Genomic DNA, 16,682 nt, shown 5'->3' with positions numbered 1-16,682 from the left:
AGCCCGAACCATAAGGAATCGTGGCAGATGCCGCATCATACCCCACTGATCGGCACGATCGTCGTCGGCCTGGTCGTCGCCTTCATCATGGGCGCCATCGCGCACCGGCTGCGGCTGTCGCCGCTGGTGGGCTATCTGCTTGCCGGCGTGCTCGTCGGGCCGTTCACGCCGGGGTTCGTCGCGGACGCCGGTCTCGCCAACGAGCTGGCGGAGATCGGCGTGATCCTGCTGATGTTCGGCGTCGGGCTGCACTTCTCGCTCAAGGATCTGTTGTCGGTGCGGCGCATCGCGATCCCGGGGGCGCTGGGGCAGATCGCGGTCGCGACGATCATGGGCATGGGGCTGGCTTATATGCTCGGCTGGAGCATGATCGCGGGGCTGGTGTTCGGCCTGTCGCTGGCGGTGGCGAGTACCGTGGTGCTGCTGCGCGCGCTCCAGGGCCATGACATCGTCCAGACCGAGCGCGGGCGGATCGCAGTCGGCTGGCTGATCGTCGAGGATCTGGCGATGGTGCTGGCGCTGGTGCTGCTGCCGGTGCTCGCCGAAGTGATGACCAACGCCGATTCGGGCGGCGTCCGCGCGCTGATCGTGCCGCTGCTCACGACGCTGGCCAAGGTCGCGGGGTTCGTCGCGCTGATGCTGGTCGTCGGGCGGCGGCTGATCCCCTGGACGCTCAACTGGGTAGTGAACAGCGGATCGCGCGAGCTGTTCCGGCTGGCGGTGCTGGCGATCGCGCTGGGCGTCGCGTTCGGTGCGGCGATCGCGTTCGACGTGTCGTTTGCACTGGGGGCGTTCTTCGCGGGCATGATCCTGGGCGAAACCTCGCTCAGCCGACAGGCGGCGGAGGAGACGCTGCCGCTGCGCGACGCCTTTGCGGTGCTGTTCTTCGTTTCGGTGGGAATGCTGTTCAACCCGTCGGTGGTGGTCGAGCAGCCGCTGGCGCTGCTCGCGACGGTGCTGATCATCGTGATCGGCAAGTCGCTGGCGGCATTCGCGATCGTCCGCGCGTTCGGCCATCCCAACCGCACGGCCTTCACCGTCGCGGCCAGCCTGGCGCAGATCGGCGAATTCTCGTTCATCCTCGCCACGCTCGGCACCGGGCTGGGCATCCTGCCTGATGCCGCACGCGACCTGATCCTGGCGGGTGCGATCATTTCGATATTCCTCAACCCGTTCCTGTTCGCCCGCGTGCCTGCTCGCGGCGAGGGGCTGACCGTCGAGGGCGCGCTGACGCCACCGGCGGGCGACGGCCATGTCATCCTCATCGGCTATGGCCGCGTCGGATCGCGCATCGCCGCCGACCTGCTCGACGCCGGCACGCGCTTCGTGCTGATCGAGGATCAGAGCGACATGGTGGCGCAGGCCAAGGCCGCGGGTGTGGAGGTGGTCAGCGGCAATGCGGCGGACGGTCGCACGCTGGAAGCGGCGGGAGTCGCGAACGCCGACCTGTTGCTGATCGCGATCCCCAGCGGGTTCGAGGCAGGGGCAGTGTTCGCGCAGGCGCGGCGGCTGAACCCCGTGATCGACGTCGTTGCGAGGGCGCATTCGGACGACGCGGTCGCGCATCTCGAACGGCTGGGCGTGCCAACCGTGGTGATGGGCGAGCGCGAGGTCGCGACGCGGATGTCGGCGCTGGCGACCCCCTCGCTCGACCCGGTGGCGCCCGCGTAATTACCCGAACAGCTCCTCCAGGAACCCCGTCATCGCCCGCCAGCTCCGGCGGTCGGCGCGGGGTTCATAGGCGATGGCGGGGTTCGGCCCGTCCCGGCGATCGACATCGGTAAAGGCGTGGCCGGCATGGCCATAGGCGTGGAGCTGCCAGTCCGCCCCCGCCTCGGTCAACTCCTGCGCCAGCGCCACGGTGGCGTCGGGCGGGGCGATCGGGTCTTCCCAGCCATGGCAGACGAGCAGCTTTGCCGTGATCGGCGCCACGCTGGCGTATTCGGGGCGGTCATAGACGCCGTGGAACGACACCCCGCCCAGAATCGGCAGCCCGGACCGCGCCATGTCGAGCACGCATTTGCCGCCGAAGCAAAAGCCGATCGCCGCCGCCCGACCCGCATCCGCCTCTGGCAGCGCGGTCAGCGCCGCAAGCGACGCCGCCAGCCGATCGCGCAGCAGAACGCGGTCGGCGTTCAGCTCAGCCATATATTCGGCCATGTTCTCCGACTGGAGCGTCTTGCGCCGCCCCTGGCCGAACACATCCGCGGCCAGCGCGACATAGCCCAGCCCCGCCAGCGCCTCCGCCTTGGCATTGTCCGCCTCTTTCTGCCCCAGCACATTGGGCAGGACGAGCACCGCCGGGCGCGGCCCGGCCACGGCATCGTCCCATGCAGCCACTCCCTCGAACGGGCCGCCGGGGCCATCATAGACCAGTATGTGCCGAACGATTGCCATGACGTGCTCCTGCTTGTCGAACCCGCCCCAGCCGCTAAGGACCTGCCAAACGCGTTGCAAGGAGGCCCGATGACCAAGCTCGTCCTGATCCGCCATGGCCAGTCGGCCTGGAACCTGGAAAACCGCTTCACCGGATGGTGGGACGTCGATTTGACCGAACAGGGCGTCAAGGAAGCCTGGGCAGCGGGCGAATTGATGCGCGAGAAGGGGCTCGATTTCGACCTGACCTTCACCAGCTTCCAGAGCCGGGCGATCAAGACGCTCAATATCGCGCTGGAAGCGATGGGGCGGCTGTGGCTGCCGACCGAGAAGGACTGGCGGCTCAACGAGCGGCATTATGGCGGGCTGACCGGGCTGAACAAGGCCGAGACCGCGGCGCTGCACGGCGACGACCAGGTCAAGATCTGGCGCCGCAGCTTCGACATCCCGCCGCCGCTGCCCGAGGAAGGATCGCCCTGGGACCTCGCCAAGGACCTGCGCTATCGCGGCGTGCCGATCCCGCAGACCGAGAGCCTGAAGGACACGATCGCCCGCGTGCTGCCTTATTGGGAAGAGCGGATCGTCCCCGAGATCAAGGCGGGCAAGCGCGTGCTGATCTCCGCCCACGGCAATTCGCTGCGCGCGCTGGTCAAGCATCTGTCGGGCATTCCCGACGCGGAGATCACCGAGCTGGAAATCCCGACCGGCCAGCCGATCGTGTACGAGCTGGACGAGGCGCTGAAGGCGACGGATCGCTATTATCTGAGCGAGCGCTGACGGAAGCGGCGTGCGCAGGGCCGGAAAGGAAGAGCGCAAACCGATGCCCTCTCCCCTTCCGTCCCCGGACCTTGTTTCAGCATCCATCGCGCCACGGGCCACATTGCCCGTGGAGGCTTGGACCCTGAAACAGGTTCAGCGTGACGAAATATAAGATGCTGCGCCTATATCGAGGACGGGAGCGAATGTCGGCGCACTCGCTGCGGATGGGCCTCTCGACCCCCTCAAAGTTTCCCGAACACCGCCTCATACCCCGCCACATCGCCCGCAGCCAGGAAGCCCGCCTGTTCGATCCAGCGGTCGCGGTGGATGCGGCCCTGGAAGTCGCCGAGCCTGGCATCGAGCGCCGCCGCGTCGTCGGGGGACAGCGCGGCGAGCTGGGCGAAGCTGCTGATGCCCACGGCGTTCAGCCGGTCGGCCAGCCGCGGGCCGACGCCCTTTAGCTGGGTGAGGTCGTCCTCCTGCGGGGCCGGGACGGGTGCCGGCTCGGGCGCGGCGAGCGTCGCGGGGGAGGCGTCGAGCGGGGCGGCGGCGGCGATCGGTTCGTCGGCCATCGCCGCAGGCTCGGGCGCCGCTTCCTCGACCGGCATCGGCGCAGGCTCCGGCGCCGCTGCCGGCTCAGGGACCAACGTCGCCGCAATCGGCATCGTCTCGGGCGTCGGCGCGTCGGCCAGCGGTGGCGGCGACGGCGCGACTGGCGGGGGTGGCGTCACGACGGGTGCAGGCTCGGCCTCCACCGGCGTCGCTTCCGCACGCGGCTCCTCGTAATGAACCTCGCCGCGCTCCTCCAGCTCGGCCCGCGCGCGTCCCCGCCGCTTGGCGAGCATCGTCCCGCGCCACAGGATGTACAGCGCAAAGAGCACACCCAGCCCGATCAACGCGAAGGGCAGCGTCAACCATTCGGGCGCGCCGTTCATGATCGCCGATGGCGTCGGCGTGATCTGGTCGTTCATCTCTGTGCCCTCCCAAGGCGTTGGCCGTTGCGATTCCCCGCAACTGCATAGCGCAGGACGCGCACAGGTACAGCGGCTGCGTTAACCCTTGGCGGGAGCATTGGGTTGCGTGCCGTAGCGTAACGGCACGCGAGGCGCCCCGATCACCCCTCGCGCGCGACTTCGCGCCAGCCAATGTCGCGGCGGCAGAAGCCGGTGGGGAAATCGATTCGGTCGACTGCGCGATACGCCGCGGCCTGCGCCTCCGACACGCTCGGCCCGCTCGCGGTCACCGTCAGCACGCGCCCGCCGCTGGCGACCAGCGTGTTGCCGTCCTGCCGCGTGCCCGCATGGAACACCCGCGCGCCGTCCGCCTCCGCCGCCTCGATCCCGCGGATCGCGCCGCCGCTTTGCGGCGTGCCCGGATAGCCATTGGCGGCCATCACCACGGTCAGCGCGGTGTCGGGCGCGAACACCGGCGCGGGCCGGTCGGCAAGCGTCCCCTCCGCCGTTGCGAGCAGGAGGTCGAGCAAATCGTCCTCGAGCCGCAGCATCAGCACCTGGCATTCGGGGTCGCCGAAACGGGCGTTATATTCGATCAGCTTCGGCCCCTGCCGGGTCAGCATCAGCCCGGCATAAAGCACGCCCGAATAGGGCGTCCCCGCGCGCGCCAGCGCCTCCACCGTCGGGCGCACGATCGTCTCGATCGCCTCGCGCTCCAGCTCGGGAGTCAGCACCCGCGCCGGGCTGTACGCGCCCATGCCGCCGGTATTGGGGCCGGTATCGCCGTCGCCGACGCGCTTGTGGTCCTGTGCCGATCCGAACGGCATCAGCGCGGTGCCGTCGGTCAGCACGAACAGGCTGGCTTCCTCGCCCTCCAGAAATTCCTCGATCACCGCGCTGCCGCCCGGCTCGGCGAAGATCGCGGTGAGCGCCGCCTGCGCCTCTTCGGGGGTGAAGGCGATCGTCACGCCCTTGCCCGCCGCCAGCCCATCGGCCTTGATCACCACCGGCAGCCCGAAATCGGCGAGTGCGGCGAAACCGCCGTCGCGCGATTCGACGCGGGCATAGCCGGCGGTCGGGATATTCTCGCGCGCGCACAGGTCCTTGGTAAAGCCCTTCGACCCTTCGAGCTGTGCCGCCGCCTTGTTCGGGCCGAACACGCGCACGCCCATCGTGCGCAGATTGTCGGCCAGCCCGGCGACCAGCGGCGCTTCCGGCCCGATCACGACAAAGCCGATCGACTGGCGGATGCAGAAGTCGATCACAGACCGGTGATCCGCAATCGCGATGTCGACGATCTCGGCATGCTGCGCTATTCCCGGGTTACCGGGCGCGGCATATAGCCGTGCCAGGCGCGGCGATTGCGCCAGTTTCCACGCGAGCGCATGTTCGCGACCCCCCGAACCCAATAGCAGGACGTTCATGCCCGATCCCTTTTCCGATACCGCATCGGCGCGGCTCGTAGCCGAGGCGGTGGCCGGCGACAACGCGGCGCCGATGAGCGTCGGCGAATTGTCACAGCGGCTGAAGCGCATGGTCGAGGGCGAGTTCGGCCATGTCCGGCTGCGCGGCGAGATTTCGGGGTGGAAGCGCGCGGCGTCGGGTCACGCCTATCTGACGCTCAAGGATGCCGATGCGGTGATCGACGGCGTGATCTGGCGCGGCGCCGCGGCGGCGCTGCCGTTCCAGCCGCAGGACGGGATCGAAGTGATCGCGACGGGCAAGCTCACTATCTATCCCGGCCGCTCCAAATACCAGATCGTGATCGAGCGGATGGAGCTGGCGGGCGAAGGCGCGCTGATGGCGCTGTTCGAAAAGCTCAAGGCGCGGCTGGCCAGCGAGGGGCTGTTCGCGGCGGAGCGCAAGAAGCCGCTTCCCTATATGCCGCGCACGATCGGCGTCATCACTTCGCCCACCGGCGCGGTGATCCGCGACATATTGCATCGGCTGGCGGATCGCTTTCCCAGCCATGTCCTGGTCTGGCCGGTCAAGGTCCAGGGCGAGGGCGCGGCGCTGGAGGTGGCGCGGGCGATCCGCGGGTTCGACGCGCTGGCGCCCGGCGGTGCGGTGCCGCGCCCCGACCTGCTGATCGTCGCGCGCGGCGGCGGGTCGATCGAGGATCTCTGGGCGTTCAACGAAGAGCCGGTGGTCCGCGCGATCGCCGATTGCACGATCCCCGTCATCTCGGCGGTGGGGCATGAGACCGACACCAGCCTGGCGGATTTCGCCGCCGATCTGCGCGCGCCGACGCCGACTGCGGCGGCCGAGTTCGCGGTGCCGGTGCTCGCCGATGTCCGCCACACGGTCAGCACGCTGGCGCTGCGCACCGAACGCTGCGCGCGGCGCTATCACGAGCGCGCGGGCGAGAAGCTCGCGGCGCTGGTGCGCGTGCTGCCGCGTCGCGACGCGCTGCTCGGGCCGCAGCGGCAAAAGGCCGACGATCTCGGCGCGCGGCTGGATCGCGCACTGGAGCGGCGCGTGGCGGCGGCGCGGACGCGGCTGGATCGCGATGCGGGGGCGCTGCGCCCCGCGATGCTCGTCCAGCGCCTCGCGGCGGCGCGCCAGCGGATCGAGGGGCTGTCGCGCCACCTCGACCTCGTCCATCCCAATCGCCCGCTCGAAAAAGGCTATGCCTGGGTCGAGGCCCGCGGCACGCACAAGGTGGTGGGGACCGCGGCCGAGGCGCGGGGCGCGCAGGCAGTGACGCTGCATTTCCGCGACGGCGCCGTCGATGCCCGGGTTGAGCGTCCGGGCGCCAAATCCTATGCTGGCCCCGCGTCCGACCAGCCCAGCTTGTTATAGGCGCAGTCTAGATCTCGGTTCAGCTCCCCCCAAAAGGTCGCTCGTCGCCATGCTGATGTCCAATTCCGCCCGTCCTGCGCGGCTCCATTATCTCGCCAACGGGTTTCGCGTGATCGCGCCGGGCGACCATGTGATCTGCGCAGTCAGCGGCGGTCGGATCGCGGTGGATGCGCTGCGCTATTGGAGCGTCGCGCGGCAGGAGCCTTATGCGAGCGCCGAAGAGGCGGCCCAGGCGATGCACGGCGTGGGAGCGAGGGTATGAACAGGGCTGCGCGGGGACGGCTGGGCGGATTGGCGCTAGCGGGAGTCCTGGCGGTGCTCGGGACTGCGGCGATCCCGCCGGCGGCGGTGGGGGTGGTGCCGGGTCCCGCCGCGCCACTGGCCGATGCCGGCGCGCCCCAGGCCGCAGGGTTCAGCTTTCGCGGCCCGATGGTCCAGGGCGGGGTGGCGATCGGCACAGCGCCGCGCGGCACGACGCTGCTGACGCTCGACGGCGCCGCCGTGCCGCTCGCGCGCGACGGGCGCTTCATCATTGGTTTCGATCGCGACGCCGGCCCCGCCGCGACGCTGGTTGCGCGGTTGGGGACCGGTGCCGAGATTCGCCGCCCGCTGGCGGTGGCGCCGCGCGCCTGGGATATTTCGCGGCTGAAGACGCTGCCCAAATATCCGGTGCCGCGCCCCGAGTTCGAGCGGGTGCGCCCCGCCGAGCTCGCCCAGATCAACGCCGCGCGCAGCATGCAGAGCGACTCGCAAGGGTGGGGACAGGTGTTCCTGTGGCCGGTTGTCGGGCGCATCTCGACGCTGTTCGGGTCGCAGCGCATCTATGCCGGCGAACCCGGGGCCTATCATTCGGGGATCGACATTGCGCGCCCCACCGGCACCCCGGTGCTGGCGCCCGCCGACGGGGTGGTGACGCTGGCGACGGCCAAGCCCTTCACACTGGAGGGCAATTTGCTGATGATCGACCACGGCATGGGATTGAACAGCGCGTTCATGCACCTCGCCCGCATCGACGTGAAGGTCGGCGCACAGGTTCGCCGCGGCCAGCCGATCGGCACGGTCGGGATGACCGGGCGCGCCACCGGGCCGCATCTGCATTGGGGAATGAAGTGGCGCGACGCGCGGATCGACCCGCTGCTCGTCGCCGGACCGATGCCCGTCGCCGAGTGACGCAGCGGCGCACATTTGCGCTGCAACATAATTGAACAGTTTCCGCCGCGCGCACGCAACAAAATGCATGCCTATGTGGCATTTCGGATACAGGTGGGCCAAAAGGCAGCACTGTAACCTGAATGCACGCTTTACAGGCTCAGGGGGCGCCTGCACTCTCAACCCAAGCTTCTCCCGACGCATGTTTTAATGCGTTGCGGCGAAGCGGGGAGACACCCCGGACCTGAACCGCACTGCGGAACGGCCGGGCCAAGCGAGGGAAATTCATGAAAAAGACGCAAATCACTTTGCGCGGCAGCACGGCATTGTCCGCGCTCGCGCTGATCGGTGCGGGCATGCTGTTCGCTGCACCGGCAATGGCGCAGAGCACCGACGCGACGGTGCCGGCAGCGCAAGACCAAGAGAGCGCAGGCGAAGACATCGTCGTCACGGGCTCGCTGTTCCGCGATCCTTCCGCCGCAACCGCGTCGCCGATCGTATCGATCACCGCTGAAGACATGGCCAATCGTGGTATCACCACCGTCGCAGACCAGCTCCAGCTGCTGACCGCGAACAACGCCGGTACGGCTCCGCCGAGCTGGTCGTCGTTCGGCTTTGCGACGGGCGCCAGCTCGCCGTCGCTGCGCGGCCTCAACAACGCCTACACGCTCACGCTTTTCAACGGCCTGCGCACTGCGCCGTTCCCGCTGGGCGATGACGGCTATCGCAATTTCGTCGATATCAACTCGATCCCGGGCTCGATGGTCGACCGGATCGACGTCCTTCTCGACGGCGCATCTGCAACCTACGGTTCGGACGCGATCGCGGGCGTGGTCAATGTGATCGTGAAGCGCCAGGTCACCGGAGTGCACCTCAACGCGTCGGCCGGCATTTCCGAAAAGGGCGACGCGGGCGAGCGCCGCCTGAGCGCGACGGCCGGCTATGGCGATCTGGATCGTCAGGGCTTCAACGTCTATGTGAATGCCGAGTATCAGAAGAGCGATCCTCTGCTGCTGTCGGCACGCGGCTACCCCTACAACACCGCGGACCAGAGCAAGATCTGCGGCACCGATGAGCAGGGCTGCCTGGCCAACGGTATCCGCAACGGCATCCAATATGACGGTGCGTATAACGGCTTCCAGTCGACGCGCGTGCCGTTCGTTCGTCCGTACAGTGATACGACCTATGCATCGCAGGGCGGCTATCAGCTGCTGAACCCGGCAGCCGGCTGCCAGGGGCTTGCCTCCGCGACGCTGACTGCTGCGCAGCGCAATGGCACGATCACCCCGGCGACGGTCTGCCAGGAAGATCTGGTCAACGAATATCGCGCATATAATTCGAGCATCGAGCGCAAGGGTGCCAATTTCCGCGCGACCGCCAAGATCGGCGATTTCGCCGAAGCCTATGTCATGGCGAACTATTATAATGTTTCCACGACGGGCAACAACGCCGGGCCGCAGGGCTTCACCGGCGCGACCGCCGCAGGCGGCACCGTGGTGACGGTCAGCAACATTCTGCTGCCGACTTACGTGTGTTCGCAGGGCACTTCGGCGGTTACCACTGCCGGCGCGCTCACTAACACGATCGTGGCAAGCGGTTGTAATGCGTCGAACGGCAGGCTGAACCCGAACAACCCGTTCGCGGCGTCGGGCCAGCTGGCGCGTCTCGTCGCGCTTCCGCAGGTTACCCGTCAGACCAACACCGACACCCGCACCTACCGGATCAGCGGTGGCATCGACGGGACGTTCGGCGATGGCTGGAATTTCAACGTTGCGGCGACCGCTTCGAAGGTGGTGCTCAAGACCGAGAATAACGGCTATATTTACCTTGCTGGGCTGATGGACGCGATCGCGAAGGGCACGTACAACTTCGTCGATCAGAGCCTGAACACCGAGGCGCAGACCCAGGCGGTGTTCCCCACCAACTATAACCGGTCGAACTCGAAGCTGACGCAGATCCAGGCGTCGCTGAACAAGGAGTTCTTCAATCTGCCGGGCGGCCCACTCCGCGTCGGCGTGACCGGCCAGTATCGCTATGAAGCGATCCACAACCCGAGCGCCAACGCCCCCGACGACGTCAATCCGACGCAGCGTTACTTCGGCATCAACGCCGTGGGCGTGGACGGCAAGCGCACCGTGTGGTCGGCCGGGTACGAAGTGGCGGCACCCGTGTTCGACGAGCTGCAGCTCAAGGCGATGGGATCGTACGACAGCTATTCGACCGGCCAGGCGCGGTTCTCGCCAAAGTTCGAAGGCGTGTTCAAGCCGATCGAGCAGCTGAAGCTGCGGAGCACCTATTCGAAGGGCTTCCGTATCCCCAGCTTCAGCGAATCCTTCGCGTTGCCGACCACGGGCTATGTGACCGGACAGATTAGCTGCACGCTCTCCAACGGTCAGCCCAATCCGACCTATGCGGCATTCTGCGCGGCCCATGCGAGCAACACGAGCTACTATTCGGGCGGCTATTCCTATGGTCTGACCTCCGCGGGCAACGCGGATCTGGATCCGGAAAAGTCGACCTCGTTCACGGCGGGCGTGGTGTTCCAGCCGACCCCGCGTCTCACCTTCACGATCGATTACTGGTCGACGAAGATCGCTAACGTGATCATCCCGGTTTCGGGCGGGGACGCAGTAGCGCAATACTACGCCAATAACGGCGTCGTTAACCTGCCCGGCATCACGGTCACCCAGGGCGTTGCCGATCCGCTGAATACGAGCGCGCTTCCGCTCCTCGGGACGATAGTCGGTTCGTATAAGAATGCCGACTCGTTCCTTGCGAAGGGTCTCGACTTCTCGGGTAGCGCGCGCTTCCCGCTGGGCGACGGCATCAGCCTGCGGAGCACGGCCAACGCTTCGTTCCTGCTGCGTCTGGAACAGACGTTGGAGGATGGCTCGATCCAGCGTTATGATGGCACGCTCGGCCCCTGCAACATCACGTCGTGCTCGGGTGCTCCGAAATGGCGCCTGACGTGGCAGAACTCGCTCGACTTCGATGGCCGCGGCAGCATCAGCCTGACCAGCTACTACACCAGCGGCTATTCGGAAGTCGCGACCGACTCGGGTGGCGTGTACGGCGATTGCCAGGCCAGCGTTGACCACGGTCAGATCCTCGGCTGGGATAACGGCGAAGCAGTCCAGTGCACCGCCAAGTCGGTGTTCTACATGGATGGGCATGCCGAAGTTAAGGTTCAGGACAACTTCACGCTCTATACCGACGTGCTGAACATCCTGAACGGCAAGCCGAGCTACGAGCCGAACGCGGCATATGGCCTGTATCAGTTCAACCCGGCTTGGAGCGACCGTCTCTTCATCGGTCGTTACTTCCGCGTCGGTGCGCGCATCGATTTCTAAGCGCACAGTGTCTTGACTACCGGGGGCGGCTTCGCGAGGAGCTGCCCCTTTTTTCTGCCCGCTCGCTCTGCGGCGGTGCGCACAAAGAAAAAGGGCGGTCACCGGATACCCGGTGGCCGCCCTTCGCGTAAGCCGGGCCTTGGCGCTCTACCGCACCCCCAACGCCAGCGCCCCATCCCCCTCATCCACCGAGACCACCGACCCATCCCGCACGTCGCCGCGCAGGATCATGTCCGCCAGCGGGTCCTGGAGATACCGCTGCACCGCGCGCTTCAAGGGCCGCGCGCCGTACACCGGGTCATACCCCACGCGGCCCAGCCAGCCCCGTGCCGCATCGCTCAGTTCGATGCGGATCTTGCGGTCCGCGAGCAGTTTGCTGACCCGACCGACCTGGATGTCGACGATCGGCGCCATGTGGTCCGCTGCCAGACGGTGGAACAGGATGATCTCGTCCAGCCGGTTGAGGAACTCCGGGCGGAAATGCGCGCGGACGAGGTCCATCACCTGCGGCTCGACTTCCTCGACCTTCTGCCCGTCGGCCAGGTTGGTGAGGTACTGGCTGCCCAGGTTCGAGGTCAGGATGATGATCGTGTTCGAGAAATCGACCGTCCGCCCCTGCCCGTCGGTCAGCCGCCCGTCGTCGAGCACCTGGAGCAGGATGTTGAACACATCGCCATGCGCCTTCTCGACTTCGTCGAACAGCACCACCTGATAGGGTCGCCGCCGAACCGCTTCGGTCAAAACGCCGCCTTCCTCGTAACCGACATAGCCCGGAGGGGCGCCGATCATCCGCGCGACCGAATGCTTCTCCATGAACTCGCTCATGTCGATCCGCACCATTGCGCTGGGATCGTCGAACAGGAACTCGGCAAGCGCCTTGGTAAGCTCGGTCTTGCCCACGCCGGTCGGCCCCAGGAACAGGAAGCTGCCCAGCGGCCGGTTCGGGTCCTGCAATCCGGCGCGACTGCGCCGCACCGCGGTCGCCACGGCCTTCACGGCGTCGGCCTGGCCGATCACGCGCTTGCCCAGCGCCTCCTCCATATGGAGCAGCTTCTCGCGCTCGCCCTCCAGCATCCGCTCCATCGGGATGCCGGTCCAGCGCGCGACCACGCCGGCAATGTCGTCGGCGGTCACTTCCTCGCGCAGCATCGCGCCCTTGGTCGCGCCCGCCGCCTCGTCGAGCTGCTTGGTCAGCGCCGGGATGGTGCCGTAGGACAGCTCGCTCATCTTGGCGAGGTCGCCCGCGCGCTGCGCCTGTTCCAGCTCGGTGCGCGCCGCCTCGAGCTTGCCCTTGAGCACCGCTTCGGACGCGATCTTGTCCTTCTCGCCCTGCCAACGGCTGGTCAGCTCGGTCGATTGCTGCTCGAGATTGGCGAGCTCGCCCTCCAGCGTCGCCAGCCGGTCCTTCGACGCGGCATCGGTTTCCTTGCGCAGTGCCTCGCGCTCGATCTTCAACTGGATGATCCGGCGGTCGAGATTTTCGATCTCCTCGGGCTTGCTCTCCACTTCCATGCGGATGCGGCTCGCGGCCTCGTCCATCAGGTCGATCGCCTTGTCGGGCAGGAAGCGATCGGTGATGTAGCGATTGGACAAAGTCGCCGCCGCCACGATCGCCGCGTCGGTGATCCGCACGCCATGGTGCAGCTCGTACTTCTCCTTGAGCCCGCGCAAGATCGAAATCGTGTCGGGCACGGTCGGCTCGCCCACGAACACCGGCTGGAAGCGCCGCTGGAGCGCCGCGTCCTTTTCGACATATTTGCGATATTCGTCGAGCGTCGTCGCGCCGATGCAATGCAGCTCGCCGCGGGCCAGCGCGGGCTTGAGCAGATTGCCCGCATCCATCGCGCCTTCGCCTTTGCCCGCGCCGATCAGCTGGTGCATCTCGTCGATGAACAGGATGATCTGGCCCTCGCCGGCCTTGACCTCGTCGAGCACGCCCTTCAGCCGCTCTTCGAATTCGCCGCGATATTTCGCGCCCGCGATCAGCGACCCCATGTCGAGCGCCATCAGCGTGCGGTCCTTGATCCCGTCGGGCACGTCGCCATTGACGATGCGCAGCGCGAGGCCTTCGGCGATCGCGGTCTTGCCGACGCCGGGTTCGCCGATCAGCACGGGGTTGTTCTTGGTGCGGCGCGCGAGGATCTGGATCGTGCGGCGGATTTCCTCGTCGCGGCCGATGACGGGATCGAGCTTGCCGTCGCGCGCCGCCTGCGTCAGGTCGCGGGCGAATTTCTTGAGCGCGTCATAGCGATCCTCGGCGCCCGCGGTATCGGCGGTGCGCCCGCCGCGCAGCTTGTCGATCGCGGCGTTGAGCCCGTTCGCAGTCAGCCCCGCCGCCGCCAGCGCCTTGCCCGCCGCGGTCGTCGTCGCCAGCGTCAGCGCGAGCAGCATGCGTTCCACCGTGACGAAGCTGTCGCTGGCCTTGGCCGCAACCTGTTCGGCCTGGTCGAGCACGCGGACCAGATCATTGTCGATTCCCGGCGATTGCTGCGCGCCGCTGCCCGACACCGCCGGGATTTTGGCGAGCGCCGCGTCGGTATCGGCCAGCGCGCGCCGCGCATCGCCCCCGGCGGCGGCGATCAGCCCCGATGCGAGGCCCTGCTCGTCCTCCAGCAGCGCCTTGAGCAGATGCTCGGGCGCGATGCGCTGATGGCTGTTGCGGATCGCAACGGTTTGCGCCGACTGGAGGAAGCCCTTGGCGCGATCGGTGAATTTTTCGAGGTTCATGAGGATCCCTGTTCGCTGATGTCCAGCAGATAGTGTTGCATATCGGCAACACAAGTCCCCGGATTGCGCTTCCTGCTTCTACCTCGGCGCGTCGCGATGCGAAAGGAATGCGGGCTTTCCCGTGGTTTCGGCGGGTTTGTCACGGCTGCGTCACGACCGCGACGCCGAACTGCCACCGCAACGGCCAAATGCTGCAATGCACAAGGGCTAGCGCCGCCGCAGCAGCGGCAAGGGGCCGCGCAACAAAGGGACAACCCAAATGCGTATGTTCGCAGCCTGCCTGCTGGCCGGTACGTCGATTCTGATTCCGGGCGCCGCCTTCGCGCAGGACACCGGGCAGGCGGCCGCAACCGCCGCGGACGAAGGCCAGGACGAGATCGTCGTCATCGGCCAGGGCCAGACGCGCCAGGTCCAGGCGCTCGGCCAGGCCGATCTCGCGGTGCTCACCCCCGGCACCAGCCCGTTGAAGGCGATTGAGAAGCTGCCCGGCGTCAATTTCCAGGCGGCCGATCCGTTCGGTTCCTATGAGTGGGCACAGCGCGTGTCGATCCGCGGGTTCAACCAGAACCAGCTCGGCTTCACGCTCGACGGCATTCCGCTCGGCGACGCGAGCTATGGCAATGTCAACGGCCTGCACATCAGCCGCGCGATCATCAGCGAGAATATCGGGCAGACTTTGGTGTCGCAGGGATCGGGCTCGATCGCGACCCAGGCGACCAACAATCTGGGTGGCACGATAGAATTCCTGTCGCGCGATCCGTCAGGCGATTTCGGGCTCGACGCCAACGCGACCGGCGGCAGCGACCAGTTCTGGCGCACCTTTATCCGGCTCGACACCGGCGCTTTGGGCGATGGCGGCCCCAGCGCGTCGGTCTCCTATGTCCATTCGGACACCGACAAGTGGAAGGGCTGGGGCTCGCAGCGCGTCAACCAGGTCAATGCGAAGGCTGTGGCGCCGCTGACGGCGGAACTGCGCGCAGTCGGCACGTTCAGCTTCTCCGACCGCCGCGAGAACGACTATCAGGACATGTCGCTCGGCATGATCAAGCGTCTCGGCTATGACTGGGACAATATCTCGAACAATTACGCGCTTGCGATCCGCGTGGCGGATGTCGGCGCGAACACCGGCTATACCGGCGTCACCCCGACCAATGCGGCGGCGGGCACGACCTATCCGACGCCCTTCGCCAACCCCGACGACGCCTATTTCGACGCGGCGGGCCTGCGCCAGGACTATCTCGCCTCGCTCGGCATCGAGAAGACCGGCGACGTTCACGGCAAGCTCAAGGGCTATTATCACTCGAACCACGGCCAGGGCCTGTGGTTCACGCCCTATGTCGCCTCGCCCTCCGGCGTGCCGCAATCGCTGCGCACCACCGAATATGACATTCGCCGCAAGGGGGTGTTCGGCGACATCGGCACTGCGATCGGCTTCAACGACGTCACGGTCGGCGCCTGGTACGAGGACAATGATTTCCGCCAGGCCCGCCGCTATTACGGGCTCACCAGCCGCACCAATCCGGGCCGCGACAGCCTGAGCTTCCAGAGCGATCCGTTCTACACGCAATGGTATTGGAAGTATAATACCGAGACCTTCCAGTATCATGTCGAGGACAAGCTGTCGTTCGGCGCGCTGACCGTGAACCTGGGGTGGAAGGGGTTCAGCGTCACCAACACCGCGTCGCCGATCGTCTCGGGCGGGCTGGCCGGCGGCGAGATCAAGGTCACCGACTGGTTCCAGCCGCATGCCGGCTTCGCCTATGCGGTGATGCCCGGCGCGGAAGTGTTCGGCGGCTTTACCCAGGTGACGCGCGCCTTTGTCGCGTCGGCGACCAGCGGCCCGTTCGCGACGACGCAATCGGGGTTCGACGCGCTGCTCAGCGGCTCGACCAAGCTCAAGCCCGAGCAGTCGGATACCTATGAGCTGGGCGGCCGCTTCCACCAGGGGCCGTTCACCGGGTCGCTCGCGGGCTATTATGTCGCGTTCCGCAACCGGCTGCTCGGCGTCACCACGGGTGCTGGCATCGTCGGCAACCCCGCGATCCTCCAGAATGTCGGCGGCGTCCGCTCGATCGGCGTCGAGGCGACGGGCGACCTGCGGCTCGGCAACGGCTTTGGGCTGTTCGCGTCGTACAGCTATAACGACTCGACCTATCGCGACAATGTGAGCACGACGACGACGATCGGCGGCGTGGTGTTCCCGATCCAGATCCAGACTTCGGGCAAGACCGTGGTCGACGCGCCCAAGCATATGCTGAAGGGCGAGGCGACCTATGACTATGCCGGCTTCTCGGCGCGGGTCGGCGCCAATTATATGAGCAAGCGGTACTTCACCTACACCAACGACCAGTCGGTCGAGGGCCGCGTGGTGGTGGACGCGACGCTCGGCTACAAGTTCGACCTGGGCGGGCGCGCGCTGGAAATCCAGGGCAACGTCACGAACCTGTTCGACAAGGACTATGTGTCGACGATCGGCACGAACGGCTTCGGCAATTCGGGCGACAACCAGACGCTGATGGTCGGCGCGCCGCAGCAGTTCTTCCTGACGCTGAAGGTCGGGATGTAA

The 16,682-nt window shown here is 67.0% G+C and carries 11 protein-coding genes; 7 read left to right on the top strand and 4 right to left on the bottom strand.

The window, feature by feature from the left end; translation table 11 throughout:
• The first annotated feature begins 27 nt into the window (after positions 1 to 27).
• Entirely contained in the window at positions 28 to 1,671 is a 1,644-nt protein-coding gene (ybaL, locus tag TS85_RS22285; protein ID WP_044335190.1) for a YbaL family putative K(+) efflux transporter, read from the top strand.
• Here ybaL and TS85_RS22280 read toward each other — a convergent pair whose 3' ends face one another.
• On the bottom strand, positions 1,672 to 2,397 hold the full coding sequence (locus TS85_RS22280) for a dienelactone hydrolase family protein (RefSeq protein WP_044335189.1): 726 nt from the start codon (positions 2,395 to 2,397) through the stop codon (positions 1,672 to 1,674).
• A 69-nt stretch (positions 2,398 to 2,466) separates the two neighbouring features.
• Here TS85_RS22280 and gpmA point away from each other — a divergent pair, with 69 nt between their 5' ends.
• Positions 2,467 to 3,153 (top strand): 2,3-diphosphoglycerate-dependent phosphoglycerate mutase, encoded by a 687-nt coding sequence (gpmA, locus tag TS85_RS22275; protein WP_044335187.1) that lies wholly within the window; start codon positions 2,467 to 2,469, stop codon positions 3,151 to 3,153.
• A 224-nt stretch (positions 3,154 to 3,377) separates the two neighbouring features.
• Here gpmA and TS85_RS22270 read toward each other — a convergent pair whose 3' ends face one another.
• Both TS85_RS22270 and purD read right to left on the bottom strand, forming a co-directional pair.
• Positions 3,378 to 4,106, bottom strand: a complete 729-nt coding sequence (locus TS85_RS22270; protein WP_052508062.1) for a helix-hairpin-helix domain-containing protein — start codon at positions 4,104 to 4,106, stop codon at positions 3,378 to 3,380.
• Positions 4,107 to 4,249: 143 nt separating this feature from the next.
• On the bottom strand, positions 4,250 to 5,512 hold the full coding sequence (gene purD, locus TS85_RS22265; RefSeq protein WP_044335185.1) for a phosphoribosylamine--glycine ligase: 1,263 nt from the start codon (positions 5,510 to 5,512) through the stop codon (positions 4,250 to 4,252).
• Between purD and xseA the strand changes: the two genes are divergently transcribed.
• From xseA to TS85_RS22245, 4 genes are all read left to right on the top strand, one after another.
• Positions 5,511 to 6,890, top strand: coding sequence for an exodeoxyribonuclease VII large subunit (gene xseA, locus TS85_RS22260; protein WP_044335182.1), 1,380 nt, complete (start codon positions 5,511 to 5,513; stop codon positions 6,888 to 6,890). The genes purD and xseA overlap by 2 nt on opposite strands.
• Before the next feature lie 49 nt (positions 6,891 to 6,939).
• On the top strand, positions 6,940 to 7,152 hold the full coding sequence (locus tag TS85_RS22255; protein ID WP_044335181.1) for a DUF2093 domain-containing protein: 213 nt from the start codon (positions 6,940 to 6,942) through the stop codon (positions 7,150 to 7,152).
• Positions 7,149 to 8,060, top strand: a complete 912-nt coding sequence (locus tag TS85_RS22250; protein WP_044335179.1) for a M23 family metallopeptidase — start codon at positions 7,149 to 7,151, stop codon at positions 8,058 to 8,060. The genes TS85_RS22255 and TS85_RS22250 overlap by 4 nt, the downstream gene beginning before the upstream one ends.
• Before the next feature lie 266 nt (positions 8,061 to 8,326).
• Positions 8,327 to 11,389 (top strand): TonB-dependent receptor plug domain-containing protein, encoded by a 3,063-nt coding sequence (locus tag TS85_RS22245; RefSeq protein ID WP_044335177.1) that lies wholly within the window; start codon positions 8,327 to 8,329, stop codon positions 11,387 to 11,389.
• Between the two features lie 147 nt (positions 11,390 to 11,536).
• Here the strand turns inward: TS85_RS22245 and clpB are convergent, their stop codons facing one another.
• Complete coding sequence (clpB, locus tag TS85_RS22240; RefSeq protein WP_044335175.1) at positions 11,537 to 14,116, bottom strand: ATP-dependent chaperone ClpB; 2,580 nt, start codon at positions 14,114 to 14,116, stop codon at positions 11,537 to 11,539.
• 259 nt (positions 14,117 to 14,375) lie between these two features.
• Here clpB and TS85_RS22235 point away from each other — a divergent pair, with 259 nt between their 5' ends.
• Positions 14,376 to 16,682 (top strand): TonB-dependent receptor domain-containing protein, encoded by a 2,307-nt coding sequence (locus TS85_RS22235; RefSeq protein WP_044335173.1) that lies wholly within the window; start codon positions 14,376 to 14,378, stop codon positions 16,680 to 16,682.

It is taken from the genome of Sphingomonas hengshuiensis, assembly GCF_000935025.1.
Lineage (GTDB): Bacteria > Pseudomonadota > Alphaproteobacteria > Sphingomonadales > Sphingomonadaceae > Sphingomonas > Sphingomonas hengshuiensis.
Note: the sequence above shows the minus strand (reverse complement) of the source record. Positions and strands in the feature narration are given on the sequence as shown.

What these genes read in the sequence shown, in the direction of transcription:
- TS85_RS22250 (WP_044335179.1), top strand. Translation starts at nt 7,149, where the DNA reads ATGAACAGGGCTGCGCGGGGACGGCTGGGCGGATTGGCGCTAGCGGGA.
- purD (WP_044335185.1), bottom strand. Translation starts at nt 5,512, where the DNA reads ATGAACGTCCTGCTATTGGGTTCGGGGGGTCGCGAACATGCGCTCGCG.
- TS85_RS22270 (WP_052508062.1), bottom strand. Translation starts at nt 4,106, where the DNA reads ATGAACGACCAGATCACGCCGACGCCATCGGCGATCATGAACGGCGCG.
- TS85_RS22245 (WP_044335177.1), top strand. Translation starts at nt 8,327, where the DNA reads ATGAAAAAGACGCAAATCACTTTGCGCGGCAGCACGGCATTGTCCGCG.
- gpmA (WP_044335187.1), top strand. Translation starts at nt 2,467, where the DNA reads ATGACCAAGCTCGTCCTGATCCGCCATGGCCAGTCGGCCTGGAACCTG.
- TS85_RS22235 (WP_044335173.1), top strand. Translation starts at nt 14,376, where the DNA reads ATGCGTATGTTCGCAGCCTGCCTGCTGGCCGGTACGTCGATTCTGATT.
- xseA (WP_044335182.1), top strand. Translation starts at nt 5,511, where the DNA reads ATGCCCGATCCCTTTTCCGATACCGCATCGGCGCGGCTCGTAGCCGAG.
- TS85_RS22255 (WP_044335181.1), top strand. Translation starts at nt 6,940, where the DNA reads ATGCTGATGTCCAATTCCGCCCGTCCTGCGCGGCTCCATTATCTCGCC.
- TS85_RS22280 (WP_044335189.1), bottom strand. Translation starts at nt 2,397, where the DNA reads ATGGCAATCGTTCGGCACATACTGGTCTATGATGGCCCCGGCGGCCCG.
- ybaL (WP_044335190.1), top strand. Translation starts at nt 28, where the DNA reads ATGCCGCATCATACCCCACTGATCGGCACGATCGTCGTCGGCCTGGTC.
- clpB (WP_044335175.1), bottom strand. Translation starts at nt 14,116, where the DNA reads ATGAACCTCGAAAAATTCACCGATCGCGCCAAGGGCTTCCTCCAGTCG.